Below are 16,826 nucleotides of genomic sequence, written 5' to 3'. Positions count from 1 at the left end.
GGGGCGGCTCCTCTTGCATGACGACTGAGGGCTTCGCGTGCCGATTTGTAGACTCGCATGATGACCTCGCCCCCGCTGCCCTCGTCCGCCGTCTTCGTGGGCGCACTCTGCGACAGTGCCACCGGCCAGTGGCACCACGCTCAGGTGGCCGTGAACGGGGGCATCGTCACGCTCTGGGTGGCAGCGCCCACCGGGTGGGTGCAGCAGTTCAGCGTGCCCGCCACCGAAGTCACCGTGAAATCCGCCGCTCAGCGCATCACGCTGAACGTCCGCGGGCACAGCTACCCGCTTCTCGCCGACCCCGCCGCGGTGAACCGCGCACTCGGGCTCTCCGCCTCGAACATCGCCGGCAACATCGCCGGCGTCACCGGCGTCTCGCTCGCCGGCAACGTCGGACGCGGCGTGAACCAGGCGGCCGCGGCGCAGGCGTTCCACGCGCAGGGCGGCGGAGAGTTCCTCGCCGCGATGCGCGCATCCGGAGCGCGCGTCTCCCGCCTCGGCTACGGCGCCATCGTCGCCCTGGGCTGCGGCGGTGGTCTGCTGGTGGCGGTGATGATCGTCGTCATCACGGTGGCGACTTTCATGCTCTGACGCCACGGATGCTGCGCGCAGACATCGCGCGGAAGTCCGAGCGGAGCCGGGAGCAGGGCAGACTGGTGGGGTGACAGCAGCGGCGTTCGATCTGATGCGGATCGGGGAGGGTCTCAGCTTCGCCGCCGCGCTTGATACGCTCTCAGCCGCACTCGATGCGCATTCGTCGACGATCGTGTCCGCTCCACCGGGCACGGGGAAGACCACCCTCGTGCCGCCGTTGCTGGCATCGCGCACCTCCGGTCGCGTCATCGTCACGCAGCCCCGTCGGGTCGCCGCCCGCGCCGCCGCCCGCCGCCTCGCGCAACTCGACGGCACGCCGCTCGGCGATCGCGTCGGCTTCACCGTCCGCGGCGAGCGCTCGGTCGGCGCGCGGACGCGCATCGAGTTCGTCACCGCGGGCGTCCTGCTGCGCCGGATGCTGAATGACCCGGGGCTCGACGGCGTCGACGCTGTCGTGATCGACGAGGTGCATGAGCGCGCCCTCGAGACCGACCTGCTGATCGGACTGCTGGGCGAGGTGCGCGAGCTGCGCGACGACCTGGTGCTCGTCGCCATGTCCGCCACCCTGGACGCTCAGCGCCTCGCGGCCGTGATCGGCACGGAGTCGAACCCCGCCCCGGTCGTGGACCTCACGGTTCCGGCCTTCCCGCTCACCGAGCGCTGGGCCCCCGGTGCCGCACCTCGACTCGACGAACGCGGCGTCACCTGGGCCTTCCTCGACCACGTCGCCCGCGTCACGGCATCCGCTGCCGACGATCTGCGCCGCAGCGACCCCGCGGCCGATGTGCTCGTCTTCGGGCCAGGTGCCCGCGAGGTCTCCGAGATCGCGCGCCGCGTCCGCGATGCCGCCGGTGGCTTCGACGTGCGCGAGCTGCACGGACAGGTCCCTGCAGCCGAGCAGGACGCCGTCATCCGCGGTCGACGACCGGACGATCCGCCTCGCATCATCGTCACCACCTCACTGGCGGAGTCATCGCTGACCGTTCCCGGCGTGCGTCTCGTCGTCGACAGCTGCCTCTCCCGCCATCCGCAACGCGACGCCTCGCGCGGCATGAGCGGACTCGTCACCACCAGCACACCGCGCGCCTCCGCCATCCAGCGCGCCGGCCGAGCCACTCGCCAGGGCCCCGGCACCGTCATCCGATGCGTGGACGAGCGCACGTTCGCCGCCGCCCCCGCCAGGCCTGCTCCGGAGATCGCGACGGCCGACCTCGCGGATGCGGCTCTGCTTCTGGCCTGCTGGGGTGCTCCCAGTGGGACCGGACTGCGTCTGATCGACCCGCTTCCGACAGACAGCCTCGCCGACGCGCTCCAGGTGCTGCGCGCCCTCGGTGCGATCGACGACGACGGGCGGGCGACGGACGAGGGGCGCGCGCTCGCCCGCATCCCCGCCGACCCGCGTCTGGCGCGCGCTCTGCTCGACGGCGCCTCGCTGGTCGGCGGGCAGCTCGCCGCTGAGGTGGTCGCGCTGATCGGAGGCGACCTTCGCATCGGCGATGCCGATGTCGCGGCTGCCGTCGTCGCGCTGCGCCATCGCCGGGGGCCGGATGCCGCGCGCTGGGCGCGTGAGGTCGAGCGGATGCGACGCTTCACGCCGGTCGATGACCGCACACGCGCGAACGTGGATGACGTCGGCCTCGTGATCGCCCTCGCCTTCCCCGAGCGAGTCGCGCGGCGCGTGGACCGCTCGTCCGAGGGAGCGACGTTCCTGCTGGCATCCGGAACCCGCGCCGCCGTACGCGGCGCACTGGCCGGCGCGGACTGGCTGGCCGTCGCCGACGTCACGCGCGCATCCGGGCGTGCGGCCGCGGGCTCGGGTGCGGTCATCCGGGCCGCGGCATCCCTCACGGAGAGCCAGGCCGTTCAGGCGGCCGAGCCACTGGTGACCGATCGCATCGAAGCGGAATTCGTCGACGGCCGGGTCATCGCCCGTCGCGAACGTCGCCTCGGCGCCATCGTCCTGAGCGCCGTGCCGATGCGCGCGACAGTCGAGGAGGGTCGCGGTGCGGTGCGACGCGCCGTACAGTCACAAGGGCTGGACCTCTTCACCTGGTCGGAGGCCGCCACCGACCTGCGCCGCAGGCTGGCTCTGCTGCACCGCGAGCTGGGAGCGCCCTGGCCGGATGTGTCGGATGCCGCGCTGCTCACTGATCTGGACAACTGGCTCGCCCCGGAGGTGGACGCCCTCGCATCCGGGACACCCGCAGGACGACTGCACCTGGCAGCTCCGCTGCGCCGCCTGCTCCCGTGGCCCGCCGCCACGAACCTGGATGCGCTGGCGCCCGAGCGGCTCGAGGTGCCCAGCGGCAGCCGCATCCGCATCGCCTATCCGCCGCTGGATGAGCCGACCGCGCGGCCCGTGGTCGCCGTGAAACTGCAGGAGTGCTTCGGCTGGGTGGAGACGCCCCGCCTGGTGGACGGCCGGGTCCCGGTGCTCTTCCACCTGCTCTCCCCCGCCGGCCGGCCGCTGGCGGTCACCGACGATCTCGCCTCGTTCTGGTCGGGTCCGTACGCACAGGTGCGGGCCGAGATGCGGGGTCGGTACCCGAAGCATCCGTGGCCGGAGGATCCGTGGGCGGCCATCCCGACACGGCACACGAAGAACCGCTCCGCGCGCGATTGAGCCGCCCGATCTGCGGACGTTGCCCCGATCAGCGGACTGATTCGCGGCATCCGCCGGCGAAACGGGCACCTGTCCGCGGATCGGGCGCACGGCGCGGCCCCCGACAGTCAGGACCTGCAGAGCCCGACTACGGGGTTCGGCGTCGCAGGGTGAGCGGCGCGAGCACGAGGAACCCGACCGCGAACGCCGCGACGACCAGCAGCGGGGCGCCGACATCCCCGCCCTCGTCTCCTGCCGCAACCGCCTGGATCGCGTCGATCGCGTGGCTCAGGGGCAGCCAGTCGGAGATCGCGTAGAGCACATCCGGCATCTGGTCGCGCGGCATGAACAGTCCTCCCAGAATGATCTGCGGGAAGACGAGCACCGGCATGAACTGCACGGCCTGGAACTCGGTCGACGCGAAGGCACTGGCCAGCAGCCCGAGGGCGGTGCCCAGCACGGCATCCACCACCGCCACGAGCCCCAGCTGCCAGAGCGGGCCGTCGACCGTGAGTCCGCAGACGTACACGGCGAATGCGACCGTGATGGCGGCCTGCAGGATCGCCATCAGACCGAAGGCGAGCGCGTACCCGAGAATGAAGTCCGTCTTACCCAGCGGAGTGGTCATCAGCCTCTCCAGCGTTCCGGACCGCCGTTCACGCAGGGTGGTGATCGAGGTGACCAGGAACATCACGATGAAGGGGAACAGGGCGAGGATCGCCCCGCCGAACCGGTCGAAGACGCCGTCCTGGTCTGCGAACAGCCACGCGAACAGTCCCACGAGGAGGCTGGGCGCGATCAGCATCAGCGCGATCGAGCGTGGGTCGTGCCGCAGCTGCTGCAGGACGCGGCCGGCGGTGGCGAGAGCCCGGCGCCCGTTCATCGCTCCTCCTCCCGGCGGGAGCGGCGCGTCTGCTGGTTCTGGCCGGTCGCGCGTTCACCCGTGTCGCGTTCGATGAGCGCGAGGAAGGCGGCTTCGGCATCCGTCTGCCCGGTGCCTGCCAGCAGCTGCGCCGGCGTCGTGTCGGCGATGATCCGCCCGTCGCGCATCAGCAGCAGCCGGTCGCAGCGCAGCGCCTCGTCCATGACGTGACTGGAGACCAGCATCGTCGTACCCGATTCGGCGATCCGGCGGAACAGCGACCACAACTCCGCGCGCAGCACCGGGTCCAGGCCCACGGTGGGCTCATCCAGCACGACGAGTTCGGGCCGGCCGAGCAGCGCGACGCCCAGTGAGACGCGATTGAGCTGACCGCCGCTGAGCACATCGACCGACTGGTTCGCATGGGTAGTGAGGCCCACCTGCGTCATGACGCGATCGACATCGGCCCGCGGAGCACCGAGAGCGGATGCGAAGTAGCGCAGGTTCTCGCGCACCGTGAGGTCGGTGTAGACGGCCGAGCCCTGGGTGCCGTAGGAGACGCGGTTGCGCAGGCTGGGAGAGCCGGCGGGCTCACTGAGCACTTCGACGGTGCCCCCGTGGGTGCGCTGCACCCCGACGATGGAGCGCATCAAGGTGGTCTTTCCGCAGCCCGAAGGGCCGAGCAGCCCGATCACCTGACCGCGCGGGATGCGCAGCGAGAGCCGGTCGAACACGTCATGGCGTCCGCGCCGCACGCGCAGCCCGTCGATCACCACCGCGTCCGCGTCCATGACGTCCACACTATTCATCATGCGTTGAATTATCGTTCCGGCAGGGGCTCGGGTCAACGCCTTGACGGTGCGCACGTCCAGGTCGCGGAGTGCACGGTCGGGCGGGTTCGGATGCCCGGAGCGTCAGCCGAACAGGTATCGCTGGATGGTGGGGCCGACCTGCGCGACGAGTTCATCCGTGGTGGCATCCACCATCGCGGGCAGCTTCACGACATATCGGGTGACCAGCATCCCGGCGATCTGAGAAGCGACCAGCGATGCGCGCAGCGTCGCGTCAGGGGCGTCCAGCTCGGCGGCGATCCGCGGCAGCATCTCGCGCGAGAGGAATCCCGTCAGCAGCGGCGCGGTCAGCCTGCCGCTGATGGCGGTGCGCAGCACGATGACGCCGCGCTTGCGCACCTCGGGTCGCTCGAAGGCCTCGAGCACGAAGCGCACGATGCGCTCGCCGGCCTGATCCCGCGGCCCGCGCAGGATCCGCGGGACCTCCAGGTCGGGCCGCAGGGGGAAGTCCGTGATCTCGGCGAAGAGGTCGGCCTTGGTGCCGAAGTAGTGATGCACGAGCGCGGCATCCACGCCCGCCCGCGCGGCGATCGCCCGCACCGTCGCACCCTCGTAACCGCGCTCCCCGAACTCGTGCACGGCAGCGGCCGCGATCCGCGCGCGCGAGTCGGACTCCCCCGGGGGACGCCCCCTGCCACGCCTGGACACCATGGGCTCAGCCTACGACCCGCCGTCGGCGCCGGTCCGCCGCTGAAACGCTCAGCACTCGATGACGTTGACGGCGAGGCCACCCTCGCTGGTCTCCTTGTACTTCGTCGACATGTCCAGCCCCGTCTGGCGCATGGTCTCGACCACGGCATCCAGAGACACGTAGTGCTCACCGTCGCCGCGCAGCGCGAGTCGGGCGGCGGTGACGGCCGTGGACGCCGCGATCGCGTTCCGCTCGATGCACGGGATCTGCACGAGACCGCCGATCGGGTCGCAGGTGAGGCCCAGGTGATGCTCCATCGCGATCTCGGCGGCGTTCTCGATCTGTCGATTCGTGCCGCCCATCACCGCGGTCAGCCCGCCCGCCGCCATGGCGCATGCCGAGCCGACCTCGGCCTGGCATCCGCCCTCGGCCCCGGAGATCGACGCGTTGGCTTTGAACAGCGACCCCAGTGCGGTCGCGGTCAGCAGGAAGCGACGGATGCCGCGGCGACGGTTCGCTTCGGCCGTCTGCTCTTCGTTGAGGCCATTCGACAGGCTCAGGGACCCACCGCCTGCCGCATCTCCCCCGAAGCCGAGCAGCGCGCTGCCGACGAGTTCGCCATGCGGGGTGACGGCGTTGCCGACGCCGAGGCCGGAATCGGCGAGGAAACGCCACCAGTACATCCCGACCGCGGGCAGGATGCCGGCGGCGCCGTTGGTGGGGGCGGTGACGACGCGACCACCCGCGGCGTTCTCCTCGTTGACGGCGAGCGCGAAGGCCCCCAGCCACTCACCGGGCAGAGCCTGGTGACCCTCGGCTTCAGCTGCCTCGAGCTGCTCGCGGATGTCGGAGGCGCGACGCTTGACCTTGAGGATGCCGGGCAGCGTGCCGCCGGCATGCAGGCCTGCCTCCACGCAGGCGCTCATCGCGTTCCAGATCGTGTCCAGACCCCTGGCGACCTCCTCTTCGCTGCGGATGCTGGTCTCGTTCAGCCGCGCGATCTCAGCGATCGAGAGGCCGTTCTCGTCGCAGAGGTCGATGAGCGCCGCCGCCGAGTCGTACGGGTACGGCTGCTCGGCCGCCGTGAGCCGCGCCTCCTCCCCCTCGCGGCGGATGAAGCCGCCGCCGATCGAGTAGTAGGTCTGCTCCAGCAGTGCGACGCCGTCGGCATCCAGCGCACGCAGCGTCATCGCGTTGGGGTGGCCGGGCAGGCGTGTGCGCGGAATGAACGCGACGTCGTCCTTGGCGAAGTCGATCGAGTGTCGGCCCGCCAGCGTCAGCCGTCGCCCTTCCGGCCAGGTCTGCCAGAGAGCGCGCACGTCGTCCGGATCGCAGGTCTCGGGATGCAGATCCTGCAGTCCCGCCAGGACCGCATCGGGGGTACCGTGGCCGAGACCGGTGGCGCCCAGCGAGCCGAACAGGTCGCACGTGACCCGGCTGACGCGTTCGAGGAGTCCTTCCGACTGCAGCCGCGCGGCGAAATCGACGCCGGCCCGCATCGGCCCCACGGTATGGGAGCTCGAGGGCCCCACTCCGATGGAGAACAGGTCGAAGGCCGAGACGTACGCAGTCACACCCCCAGCCTACGTGCGCAGCAGACCGGTCGGTCGGGTATTCGGATCGGGGCCCGCTCGCGCGTGCGCAGCCGACGAGCTGCGCACACAGTCATTCGACGAGCTTGCCCGCCGAATCGACCTCGCGCATGAGCTCGGCGATCTCCTCGGGGATCGGCGCGATCGACTCCCGCGTGACACCAGTCTTGGGCGACCAGACCAGGTTCACCTGCAGGGCCGGATCGGTGTCGGGGAAATCGCTGCGGTTATGGCATCCGCGGGTCTCCCGGCGCTCCAGCGCCGCCTCGAGCGTGGCGCGCGCCGCGATCGCCGACGCCTTCAAGTCGAAGGCGTGCGCGAGGTCCTGGAAGCCGGCGATGTCCGGGTGGATGCCGACGTCCTTCATCCGCACCTCGATGGCATCCAGCCGCCGGAGCCCCTCCAGCAGCCCGGCTTCGTCACGGACCACGCCGGCGTGCTCGGTCATGGTGTTGCGGATCGCTCGCTGCAGTGCGCGCACGTTCTCGGTTCCGTCTGCGGTGAGCAGGTCGTCGATCTCGGCACGGGCGCGCGCCACGGCATCCGATGACCGGTGCTGCGCGTCGAGGCCGCGGGCGTGCGCCATCGCCGCCTGCGCGACGATGCGGCCGTAGACCAGCAGCTCGATGAGCGAGTTGCCGCCGAGGCGATTCGCGCCGTGCAGACCGCTGGCTGCTTCGCCCACCGCGTACAGTCCGTCGACGTCGGTGCTGTGGTCGTCGGCGCGCACCCAGACGCCGCCCATCGAGTAGTGCGCGGTGGGTGCGATCTCGATCGGATCCGAGGTGATGTCGAGCATCTGCAGTTCGAGCAGCGTCTGGTACACGCGCGGCAGCCGGTTCATGATCGTCTCGCGCGGCAAGTGCGAGACATCGAGCCACACGCCCCCGTTCTCGGTGCCACGACCCTGTTTGATCTCGGTGTAGGCCGCGAGAGCGACACGGTCCCGGGTGGACAGCTCCATCCGCTCCGGGTCGTACTTCTCCATGAAGCGCTCGCCCAGAGCATTGCGCAGGACACCGCCCTCGCCGCGCGCGGCCTCGGAGACGAGAGTCCCCGCGGCGTTCTCGGGCTCGATGATGCCGGAGGGGTGGAACTGCACGAGCTCGGGGTCGCGGATGCGGGCGCCGGCGTCGACGGCCAGGCGGAACGAGTCCCCGGTGTTCTCGTCTCGCCGCGACGACGTGCGACGCCAGATGCGGGTGTGGCCGCCGGCGGCGAGGATCACGGCGTCCGCGTGGATGAGATAGCGCGTGCCGTCGCTCTGATCGAACCCGTAGGCCCCGAAGACGACGTTGTCGCGCACCAGGATGCGGGTGATGTAGACACCGTCGAGGATCGGCACATCCAACTCCTCGGCCCGACGCACCAGCGTGCGCTGAATCTCCAGTCCGGTGTAGTCGCCGGCGAAGGCCGTGCGGCGGAAGGTGTGTGCGCCGAAGAAGCGCTGCGAGAGGCGCCCGTCGTCCTCGCGCGCGAAGCCCATCCCCCAGCGCTCGAGGTCACGGATGCCGCGCTCGGCGCCCCTCGTGACGACCTCGACGGTCTGCGGGTCGGCCAGCAGATAGCTCTCCTTGATGGTGTCGGCCGCGTGCTGCTGCCAGCTGTCCCCCGCATCCATCGTGCCGAGTGCCGCGTTGATGCCGCCGGCCGCCAGCGAGGTGTGCGCGTCCTGGCGAGGGCGCTTGCCGACGGCGAGGACGTCGATTCCGTGCTCAGCCACCTCGATCGCGGCTCGCAGGCCGGAGCCCCCGGTGCCGATGACCAGGACGGTGGTGGAGATCTGTCGTTCGCGAGCATTCATACTCTTCACGCTAGGCACCTCCCCTCGATAACTCCAATGCATAATGCGAGTGATTCCGATAGCCTGAGGACATGAATCTCGAGCAGCTCCGAGGGTTCGTCGAGGTGGCCCGTGAGGGACACTTCACCCGGGCGTCCGAAACATTGCATCTGGCGCAGCCCTCGCTCAGCCGGCAGATCTCCACGCTGGAGCGCGAACTGGGGACCCGCCTCCTCGATCGCGCCCGCGGGCACATCTCGCTCACTCCCGCAGGAGAGGCACTCCTCCCTCGCGCGCGGCGGATCCTCGCCGAGGTCGAGGCCATCGGCGAGGAGATCGATGAGCTCGCCGGGTTGCGCCGAGGTCGTGTGCGGCTGGGCGCGCCGCCGACGCTGTGCGTCAGCCTGGTCGCCGAGGCGATCAGCACCTTCCATCGGGCCCACCCCGGCGTGGACCTGCATCTCGCGGAGGGCGGCTCGCGCTCACTGGTCGATCGGCTCGCGGTCGGCGACCTGGACATCGCGCTGATCACGGCCTCCGACGCCCGCCCGCCGCACGGCGTCACCCTGAGCCGCGTCGCCCTGCTCGAGGAAGAGCTCGTCGTCGTGACCTCATCGACCGACCCGCTGGTGCGACCTGGCTCCTCGATCGGGATGGCGGAGCTCGCCGGCCTGCCGCTGATCGCACTGGATCGCAGCTACGACCTTCGCGCGACCACGGACGCCGCCTTCCGGGCCGCCGGCCTGGCACCCGATCCCGTGCTCGAGGGTCCTGAGATGGATGCCGTGCTGCGCTTCGTGGAGCGCGGCCTCGGAGTCGCGGTGGTGCCGGCGATGGTCCTCACCGACCGCCCTGAGCTGTGCTCGGCTCGCCTGTCGGACCCCCTCATCCGGACCGTGAGTCTCGCACATCGCTCGGATGTCTCACCGGGAATCGCGGTGGCCGTCATGCGGGATGTGCTCCTCGCGACGGCTGCCGGCTTCGCGGAACGCGATCCTGCGCTGCGCTCCGCGCGCGGCTGAGACGACGAAACCCCCGTCACTGCTGCGACAGGGGCCTCACGCACTGGTGCGCCACGAGGGACTCGAACCCCCAACCTTCTGATCCGTAGTCAGATGCTCTATCCATTGAGCTAGTGGCGCATGGCCCCGAGCGGGCCAGGGAACAGCCTACAACACGGCGATCCGAGAAGTGAAATCGCAGCAGGTCACGCTCTGCCCGTCTGCCGCGCACCGCGTCGGCTGCCGCGCTCGCCCCTGCCCACCTCTTTTTCGGCTGCCTTCTCCGCGGCCTTCTCGCGCTTGCGACGAGCTCGCTGCTCGGACGACAGCGCCTGCAGGTCGACGAGTCTGAGGGCCTGCATCCGCGCGTCCCGCATCCGCTCGTAGTCCGGGTCCTGGTCCGGTCGCATGCCCTCCACCCGCAGACGGCGATCGAGGTTGCTCCGCACGTCGGCCCATGCGGCCGACCGAGCCTCTTCGACGAGCGCGCCGAGGGCCGCGGGATCCTCGGTCATCTTGCGCAGCCGCTCCGCGACGCCCGTGGACTGCTTGGCTCTGCGGCGCAGGTTGCGCACGTCGCGATCCCGGTAGTCGTGGGTGCCATGCGGGTCGGAGTGACGACCCTTGGCGCGCTTGCGCAGTGCGGCGAGGTGCTCGGCCGCTTCGTCGGACTCCTGCGCCATGTCGAGCAGGGCAGTGCGGGCGACGTCCATGTAGTGGTCGAGTTCGAAGGTGCCGCCTCCGGCGATCGTGCCGACGAGGATCTGATTGCGCACGGTCAGCCTCGCGGCCGCGGTGGCGATCGCCACACCTTCGGCGATGGCATCCCCTGTCCGTCCCACGTGCACCTCCCTCTCCGAGCGTACCGGCAGGCACCGACCCTCAGCGAGGGATCAGCCGACATCGTCGACGTCGCCGAAGAGGCGCTTCTCGGCGGCGATGCGCCCCTCGGCGAGATGGGCGGGGATCAGCTGCCGGATGCCGTCGACATCACCTCGCCCCATGGCCGCGAGGATCTCACGGTGCGCGGCTGCCATCTCGGGCAGGTGGTCGTGCTGCCCGAACAGCCAGCGCAGCCGGGTCACGAGAGAGTCCGCCAGCTCGGACAGCATCGCATTGTTGGCGAGCTGCACAGCAGTCAGGTGGAACTTCGCGGATGCCGCCCGGGATGCGTCCACGTCACCCGCCGCCGCAGCCGCGGCCTCCTCGTCGACGATGGAGCCGAGCAGCCGCAGACCGGATGGGCCGGCGCGCTCCGTGGCGAGCTCGAAGGCAAGAGTCTCCATCGCCTCACGCACCTGGGCGAAGTCCTGCAGGTCCTGACGGGAGAAGGTGCGCACCACGGCCCACGTCCGCGGTGTGGCGACCACGATCCCCTCGGAGACGAGAGCCCTGATCGCCTCGCGCACCGGCAGTCGCGACACCCGGAGCTCCGCGGCGATATCGCGTTCCACGAGCCGCGAACCGGGAAGCCGCCGCCCGAAGACGATGTCCTCGCGCAGGATGTCGGTGACACGCGTCGACTCGAGTTGGGTCGCGCGTTCCATCACCATGCACGAAGTCAACCATCCGGTCCGGACATATACCAGTATTCAGGCCGCAGGTGCCATCCTGGAGCGATGACATCGCCTTTCGCCGCTCTCGACGGCATGCTCCGCATCTACCCCGCAGGCTCCGGATCTCTCGAGGGGATCGGGCTGCTCTGGGCGCATGGCGGAGGCTTCATGCACGGAGACCTGGACATGCCCGAGGCGCACGCCGTCTCGCGCGCCTTCGCCGACCGCGGCGCGGTCGTCGCCAGTGTCGACTACCGGCGCGTGGTGGACGGCCAGGGACGCTTCCCCGCCGGGTCCGACGACATCCTCACCGCCTGGAGGTGGCTGGTCGCGCAGGCGGCCGAGCTCGGAGCCGACCCGGCGCGGCTCTTCGCCGGCGGGGCGAGCGCGGGCGCCAACCTCGTCACCGGTGCGGTACTCCGGATGCTCGGACATGAGCCCGCCACGCCATCCGCTCCCCTCCCCGCCGGCCTCTTCCTCGCCTACCCGACCCTGCTGGCCGTCCAGCCCGCTCCGGATGCCGAACTGCGCGCCGCCCTGGATGCGGATCCGGATGCTGATCGCTTCCCCGCCTCGGTGGTGCGGGAGATGTACGAGAACTACCTGGGTCGTGACCCCGAGAACGCACCCATCTCCGCCATCCCGGGGCTCGCCACCGCCGCGGAGCTGGCGGGGTTCCCGGCGACGATCATGGTCAACGACGACACCGACGAGCTGCGGGTCTCGGGCGAGGCGTTCGCGGCGACCCTGGCGAAGGCGGGCGTCTCCATCGAGGTGTCCCGCGAGCCCGGGACCACCCACGGGCACCTCAACCGTCCCGAGGGACCGGGCTTCGAAGAGACCATCGAGCGCGTCGCCGACTGGATGGCGGCGCGCTGAGCGTCAGAGCTCGGCCGGCGGGTTCGGCTCGGCGTCCGCGACCTCCGGATGCCGGGCGAGGTTGATGATGCCGGCGACGAGACCGCCCCAGACGGTGACCATCGCGATGATCATCATGATGACGGCGACGGGGGTCATGACCGTGCTCCCTTCGAGGTGTCCGCAGGCAGCCTGACGGTTCCCGTCTCGGCGTCCGGCTCGTAGCTCTCATCGACGAGGAACTCGTCGTACTCCGGGTCGTCCTTCGCGTGCGAGCGGCGGCTCCACGGCAGCAGCGACAGCAGGATCGCGAGCACGACGAGACCGATGACCATGCCCCAGCCGAAGATGGCCAGGAACCAGTCGGGGAACTTGCCGTACGGCGTCGTGATCTTGGCAATCACCTCGCTGACGAACAGGTAGCCGAGCACGATCGGTGCGAGCGCGCCGACCAGCAGCATCCAGAACCACCCGATCTTGAAACTCGACCGGCGGTTCAGGTGCTCGCGCAGCACCGGCAGCTTGTGCAGCAGCCACGCCACGACGATGACCGCGACGAGGGCCACGGCCATGATGCCGAAGGCGTTGACGAAGGCATCCGTCGTATCGAGCACGGCGAGCGCCGTCGTCGTGGAGAAGAGGGCGATCGAGACGAGCGCGACCGGAATCGACACGGTCAGCGTGGTGCGCACGCGCCCCCAGCCGAGCTTGTCCTGCAGGGCGGCGACGACGACCTCGAGCACGGAGATGAGCGAGGTGATGCCGGCGAACACCAGAGCACCGAAGAACAGCACGCCGATGATGGAGCCGCCGGTGGCCTGCGAGACGATCGTCGGGAACGCGACGAACGCCAGGCCGATGCCCGAGGCGGCGACGCCGGCGACATCCGTCGCCTGCGACTGCGCCATGAAGCCCAGGGCGGCGAACACCCCGATCCCGGCGAGGATCTCGAAGCCGGAGTTCGCGAACGCGACCACGAGACCGGAGCCGGTCAGGTCGGTCTTGCGCTTGAGGTACGAGGAGTAGGTGACCATGATCCCGAAGGCCACCGACAGCGAGAAGAAGATGTGCCCGTAGGCCGAGGCCCACACGCCCGGGTCGGCGAGCGCCTCCCAGTTCGGCGTGAAGAAGGCGTTCAGGCCGTCGACCGCACCGGGCAGGAACAGCGACTGCACGACGAGCACCGCGAACATCACGGTCAGCAGCGGCATGAGCACGGTGTTCGCCCGCCCGATTCCGCGCTTGACCCCGAGCGCCATGATGATGATCACGACCAGCCAGACGGCGATCAGCGGGTAGCCGACCTGCGGCACGAACTGCGTCGAGACACCGCTCTTGCTGACGTCTCCCATCTGCAGGAAATCGGTGAAGAAGTAATTCTCCTCGTTGCCCTTTCCCCAGCTGAGCTGTGCGGAGAACCAGGTGTACATCGCCGCCCACGCGATGATGACGGCGTAGTACGTGGCGATGACGACGCAGATGAGCACCTGCCACCATCCCAGCGGCTCGGCGATCCGGTGCATCCGTCGGAAGGCCAGCGGCGCGGATCCGCGGAAGCGGTGCCCGATCGCGTAGTCGAAGAACAGCAGCGGGATGCCGGCGGTCAGCAGCGCGCAGAGGTACGGGATGAGGAACGCTCCACCGCCACCCTCATAGGCCACGTAGGGGAAGCGCCAGATGTTGCCGAGGCCGACCGCCGAGCCGATGGCCGACAGGATGAAGACGTTGCGGGACCCGAAGGCCTCACGTCGGGAAGTCTGCGTCGTCGCGTTCGCCATGCTCACGAGGGTACCGGAGGGGTGCGGCCCGCACCGAGGACGATCCGGTGCGGGCCTATCGCGTCTCGGTACGGGCCGATCGCGTCTCGGGACCGGCCGATCGCGTCTCAGGCCCCTGCGCCGCCGTCCACGGGCAGGATCGCGCCCGTCACCATCGAGGCCCGGTCGCTGAGGAGCCAGGCCGCAGCCTCCGCGATCTCACGGGACTGCGCCATCCGTCCCAGCGGCACCGACGCCGTGATGCGCGCGGTGACTCCCGGGGTGGCAGCCTCCCACGCGTCGATCATGTCGGTGGCCGTGCCACCGGGAGTGATGCCGTTGACGCGGATGCCCTGCGGACCCCAGGTCGCCGCGGCCGTCTCGGTGATGCTGTTCAGGGCCCGCTTCATGGCCCCGTAGGCGGGCAGCGCGGGGTTCGCCCGACGGCTGCCGATGCTGGAGGTGTTGACGATGGCGCCCCCGCCCGCGCGCCGCATCAGCGCTGCCTCCGCGGTCATGGCCGTCCAGTGGGCTCGGAAGTTCACCATGAACTGCTCGTCGATGTCCTCATCGCTCGTCGTGTCGAGAGGGCCGGGGTGCTGGATGGTCGCTCCGTTGTTGAACGCTCCGTCCAGACGTCCGTGGAGCTCGTCGACGCGCTCGACCGCGGATCGGATGCTGTCGGCATCCGCGAGGTCCATGACCACGCTGTCGGCCGAGCCGCCGTCGGAACGGATCTCCGCGACGAGGCGGTCGAGCGCATCGGTGCCGCGCGCGGCGAGGACCACCGAGGCTCCCTCTCGGGCGAAGAGCCGAGCCGCGGCGGCGCCGATGCCGCGGCTCGCGCCGGTGATGAAGACGACCTTGCCGGTGAGCAGGCCGAGGGGTGCGAGGAAGTTCTGATCTGTCATGGCTTCAGTCTTGAAGCGTCTCCGTGCGGAAGGCAGGCACAGACGGTACTACGATCCGGGCTGGTAGGAGGCGCACACTGTAGTCATGGACAAGACGGAACTCGGAGCGTTCCTGCGCACGCGACGCGAGCGCCTCCATCCGGAAGACGTCGGTCTCCCCTCCGGGCCGCGACGTCGGACGCCGGGCCTGCGCCGGGAGGAGGTGGCAGTCCTCGCGCACATCTCCACCGAGTACTACGTGCGGCTCGAGCAGGGTCGTGCTCCCCGTCCCTCGAGTGAAGTCCTGGCCGGCATCGCCGGAGCACTGCGGCTCTCCGAGCCGGAGTCGGATCATCTTCACATCTTGGCCGGAACCGCTCGGATGCGCACCGCGCTGCACCGCCGCGAGGTGCGTCCCAGCATCCTCGCCCTGCTCGACCGTCTGCCGCAGACCGCCGCCATGGTCACGTCGGCCATCTTCGAAGTCCTCGCATGCAATGATCTCGCCGCCGCACTCATGGAGGACTTCGCCGTCCTCCCACCCGATGACCGCAATCTGGCACGCAAGGCGTTCCTGCGCGGACCGGACGACAACGCCGAGCTCTACGGGATCTCCGACGGGAGGGAGTTCCGCCACCACGTGGTGAAGGAGCTGAGATCAGCGCTGTCCCGCTATCCGCATGACCCGGACGTGGCTCGACTCATCGACGACCTCAATGCGGGCAGCGCCGAATTCGCGCGCCTCTGGGACAGACACGACGTCGAGCCCGCGCCGATGCTCACCAAGACGTTCACGCATCCCACCGTCGGGCCGATCACCGTCGATTGCGACTCCATGACCCTCACCGACCGCGACCAGCACCTGGTGCTCTACACGGCGCCGGCGGGATCGCGCAGCGCTGAAGCACTGGCGCTGCTGAACGTGCTGGGTCCGGAAGCCGCCGCATCGAACCGGATCGGGTGATCGTGCGGCCTACGAGCGGGGCAGCACCGTCAGCACGCGCCGGATGTGCTCGTGGAACTCCTGCATGAAGTCGCGCAGGAACTGCTCGGTACCGGGATTCGTGACGGTCCCGTCGTCGAGGAACACCTCCGGTGTGTAGTGGATGTACGCCTCGGGGGCCGTCATCTGACGTGCGTTGCAGAAGGCCATGACAGAGCGCAGGTTCTGCTGGGCCACCGCCGTGCCGATGACGCCGATGGACGCCCCGATCACCGCCGTCGGCACGTGGTGGAACGAGTTCTGACCCCACGGCCGCGAGGCCCAGTCGATGGCGTTCTTCAGCGCACCGGGGATCGACCGGTTGTATTCGGGGGTGACGAAGAGCACCGCGTCACTGGCGTCGATCGCCTCCTTGAGCGCCTGGGCGACCTCGGGATAGTCCGCGTCGTAGTCGGGACTGTACAGCGGCAGCTCGCGAATGGTGATCTCCGTGAACTCGAGATCATCGGGGGCGAGAGCGATCAGCGCCTTCGACAGCACTCTGTTGACAGACGTGGACGACAGGCTTCCGACGAAGTATCCGACCTTGTACGACATGGCAGCTCCCTACGACCCGATATCCCTCAAGTGTGCGCCCCGTGGACGCGACTGTCAGCCCGCTGGCTCTTCCGCACCCTCCGCGCCCGGCCCCGGCCCCGGCCGCACCGCCGCAGTGTCGGCGACGTCGATACGCACGTTCCCCTCATGCTCGGACACCCGGATGCGCGGTGCGGCGTCCGCCTCGGTGGAGTGCTCGGCGCGCAGCAGCTGATCGCGTCGCTTCTGCTCAGGGCTCATCGGACTGGGTTCATGCGTGTTCTCGGACATGGACAAGATGATGGACCTCATCATCCGAGATCCGCGATC

General features: G+C 69.8%; 17 protein-coding genes and 1 tRNA gene. 5 read left to right on the top strand and 13 right to left on the bottom strand.

Going from position 1 to position 16,826, the window contains the following annotated elements; genetic code table 11:
- Positions 1 to 60 precede the first annotated feature (60 nt).
- Together ACFQY2_RS05510 and hrpB are read left to right on the top strand one after the other, a co-directional pair.
- On the top strand, positions 61 to 591 hold the full coding sequence (locus tag ACFQY2_RS05510) for a hypothetical protein (RefSeq protein WP_378744643.1): 531 nt from the start codon (positions 61 to 63) through the stop codon (positions 589 to 591).
- A 94-nt stretch (positions 592 to 685) separates the two neighbouring features.
- The gene (gene hrpB, locus ACFQY2_RS05505) at positions 686 to 3,217 is read left to right on the top strand and encodes an ATP-dependent helicase HrpB (protein ID WP_378745034.1); all 2,532 of its coding nucleotides are present in this window, start codon (positions 686 to 688) and stop codon (positions 3,215 to 3,217) included.
- A gap of 127 nt (positions 3,218 to 3,344) precedes the next feature.
- Here the strand turns inward: hrpB and ACFQY2_RS05500 are convergent, their stop codons facing one another.
- From ACFQY2_RS05500 to ACFQY2_RS05480, 5 genes are all read right to left on the bottom strand, one after another.
- Entirely contained in the window at positions 3,345 to 4,079 is a 735-nt protein-coding gene (locus ACFQY2_RS05500) for an ABC transporter permease (RefSeq protein ID WP_378744642.1), read from the bottom strand.
- Positions 4,076 to 4,870, bottom strand: coding sequence for an ABC transporter ATP-binding protein (locus ACFQY2_RS05495; RefSeq protein ID WP_378744641.1), 795 nt, complete (start codon positions 4,868 to 4,870; stop codon positions 4,076 to 4,078). The genes ACFQY2_RS05500 and ACFQY2_RS05495 overlap by 4 nt, the downstream gene beginning before the upstream one ends.
- Positions 4,871 to 4,972: 102 nt before the next feature.
- Positions 4,973 to 5,560: a TetR family transcriptional regulator gene (locus ACFQY2_RS05490; protein WP_378744640.1), complete on the bottom strand. Its 588-nt coding sequence runs from the start codon at positions 5,558 to 5,560 to the stop codon at positions 4,973 to 4,975.
- Between the two features lie 48 nt (positions 5,561 to 5,608).
- Positions 5,609 to 7,114 (bottom strand): L-serine ammonia-lyase, iron-sulfur-dependent, subunit alpha, encoded by a 1,506-nt coding sequence (locus ACFQY2_RS05485; protein ID WP_378744638.1) that lies wholly within the window; start codon positions 7,112 to 7,114, stop codon positions 5,609 to 5,611.
- 91 nt (positions 7,115 to 7,205) lie between these two features.
- Entirely contained in the window at positions 7,206 to 8,936 is a 1,731-nt protein-coding gene (locus ACFQY2_RS05480; protein WP_378744637.1) for an L-aspartate oxidase, read from the bottom strand.
- A 71-nt stretch (positions 8,937 to 9,007) separates the two neighbouring features.
- On the opposite strand from ACFQY2_RS05480, the gene ACFQY2_RS05475 reads away from it, so the two are divergent.
- A complete protein-coding gene (locus ACFQY2_RS05475) occupies positions 9,008 to 9,937 on the top strand; it encodes a LysR family transcriptional regulator (RefSeq protein ID WP_378744636.1) in 930 nt (309 codons plus the stop codon).
- Between the two features lie 44 nt (positions 9,938 to 9,981).
- On the opposite strand, the gene ACFQY2_RS05470 is transcribed toward ACFQY2_RS05475, so the two are convergent.
- The 3 genes from ACFQY2_RS05470 to ACFQY2_RS05460 form a co-directional block, all read right to left on the bottom strand.
- Positions 9,982 to 10,057 (bottom strand) — tRNA-Arg (locus tag ACFQY2_RS05470).
- Between the two features lie 65 nt (positions 10,058 to 10,122).
- Positions 10,123 to 10,758 (bottom strand): asparagine synthase, encoded by a 636-nt coding sequence (locus ACFQY2_RS05465; RefSeq protein WP_378744635.1) that lies wholly within the window; start codon positions 10,756 to 10,758, stop codon positions 10,123 to 10,125.
- Between the two features lie 51 nt (positions 10,759 to 10,809).
- A complete protein-coding gene (locus ACFQY2_RS05460) occupies positions 10,810 to 11,469 on the bottom strand; it encodes a GntR family transcriptional regulator (RefSeq protein ID WP_378744634.1) in 660 nt (219 codons plus the stop codon).
- A gap of 66 nt (positions 11,470 to 11,535) precedes the next feature.
- Here ACFQY2_RS05460 and ACFQY2_RS05455 point away from each other — a divergent pair, with 66 nt between their 5' ends.
- Positions 11,536 to 12,351: an alpha/beta hydrolase gene (locus ACFQY2_RS05455; RefSeq protein ID WP_378744633.1), complete on the top strand. Its 816-nt coding sequence runs from the start codon at positions 11,536 to 11,538 to the stop codon at positions 12,349 to 12,351.
- A gap of 3 nt (positions 12,352 to 12,354) precedes the next feature.
- Here ACFQY2_RS05455 and ACFQY2_RS05450 read toward each other — a convergent pair whose 3' ends face one another.
- The 3 genes from ACFQY2_RS05450 to ACFQY2_RS05440 form a co-directional block, all read right to left on the bottom strand.
- Positions 12,355 to 12,489: a methionine/alanine import family NSS transporter small subunit gene (locus ACFQY2_RS05450; protein WP_378744632.1), complete on the bottom strand. Its 135-nt coding sequence runs from the start codon at positions 12,487 to 12,489 to the stop codon at positions 12,355 to 12,357.
- Positions 12,486 to 14,108 carry a sodium-dependent transporter gene (locus ACFQY2_RS05445; RefSeq protein WP_378744631.1) on the bottom strand — a complete coding sequence of 541 codons (1,623 nt, stop codon included), beginning with the start codon at positions 14,106 to 14,108 and terminating at the stop codon, positions 12,486 to 12,488. The genes ACFQY2_RS05450 and ACFQY2_RS05445 overlap by 4 nt, the downstream gene beginning before the upstream one ends.
- Before the next feature lie 107 nt (positions 14,109 to 14,215).
- Positions 14,216 to 14,998 carry an SDR family NAD(P)-dependent oxidoreductase gene (locus ACFQY2_RS05440; RefSeq protein WP_378744629.1) on the bottom strand — a complete coding sequence of 261 codons (783 nt, stop codon included), beginning with the start codon at positions 14,996 to 14,998 and terminating at the stop codon, positions 14,216 to 14,218.
- A gap of 85 nt (positions 14,999 to 15,083) precedes the next feature.
- Between ACFQY2_RS05440 and ACFQY2_RS05435 the strand changes: the two genes are divergently transcribed.
- Complete coding sequence (locus tag ACFQY2_RS05435) at positions 15,084 to 15,941, top strand: helix-turn-helix transcriptional regulator (protein WP_378744628.1); 858 nt, start codon at positions 15,084 to 15,086, stop codon at positions 15,939 to 15,941.
- Positions 15,942 to 15,950: 9 nt separating this feature from the next.
- Here ACFQY2_RS05435 and ACFQY2_RS05430 read toward each other — a convergent pair whose 3' ends face one another.
- Both ACFQY2_RS05430 and ACFQY2_RS05425 read right to left on the bottom strand, forming a co-directional pair.
- Positions 15,951 to 16,517, bottom strand: coding sequence for an NADPH-dependent FMN reductase (locus ACFQY2_RS05430; RefSeq protein WP_378744627.1), 567 nt, complete (start codon positions 16,515 to 16,517; stop codon positions 15,951 to 15,953).
- A 54-nt stretch (positions 16,518 to 16,571) separates the two neighbouring features.
- Positions 16,572 to 16,787 (bottom strand): multidrug transporter, encoded by a 216-nt coding sequence (locus ACFQY2_RS05425; RefSeq protein ID WP_378744626.1) that lies wholly within the window; start codon positions 16,785 to 16,787, stop codon positions 16,572 to 16,574.
- Positions 16,788 to 16,826 lie beyond the last annotated feature (39 nt).

It is taken from the genome of Microbacterium sp. GCM10027623 (assembly GCF_042666935.1).
Lineage (GTDB): Bacteria > Actinomycetota > Actinomycetes > Actinomycetales > Microbacteriaceae > Microbacterium.
The sequence above is the reverse complement of the archived record's forward strand: the minus strand, read 5'-3'. Positions and strand labels throughout refer to the sequence as shown.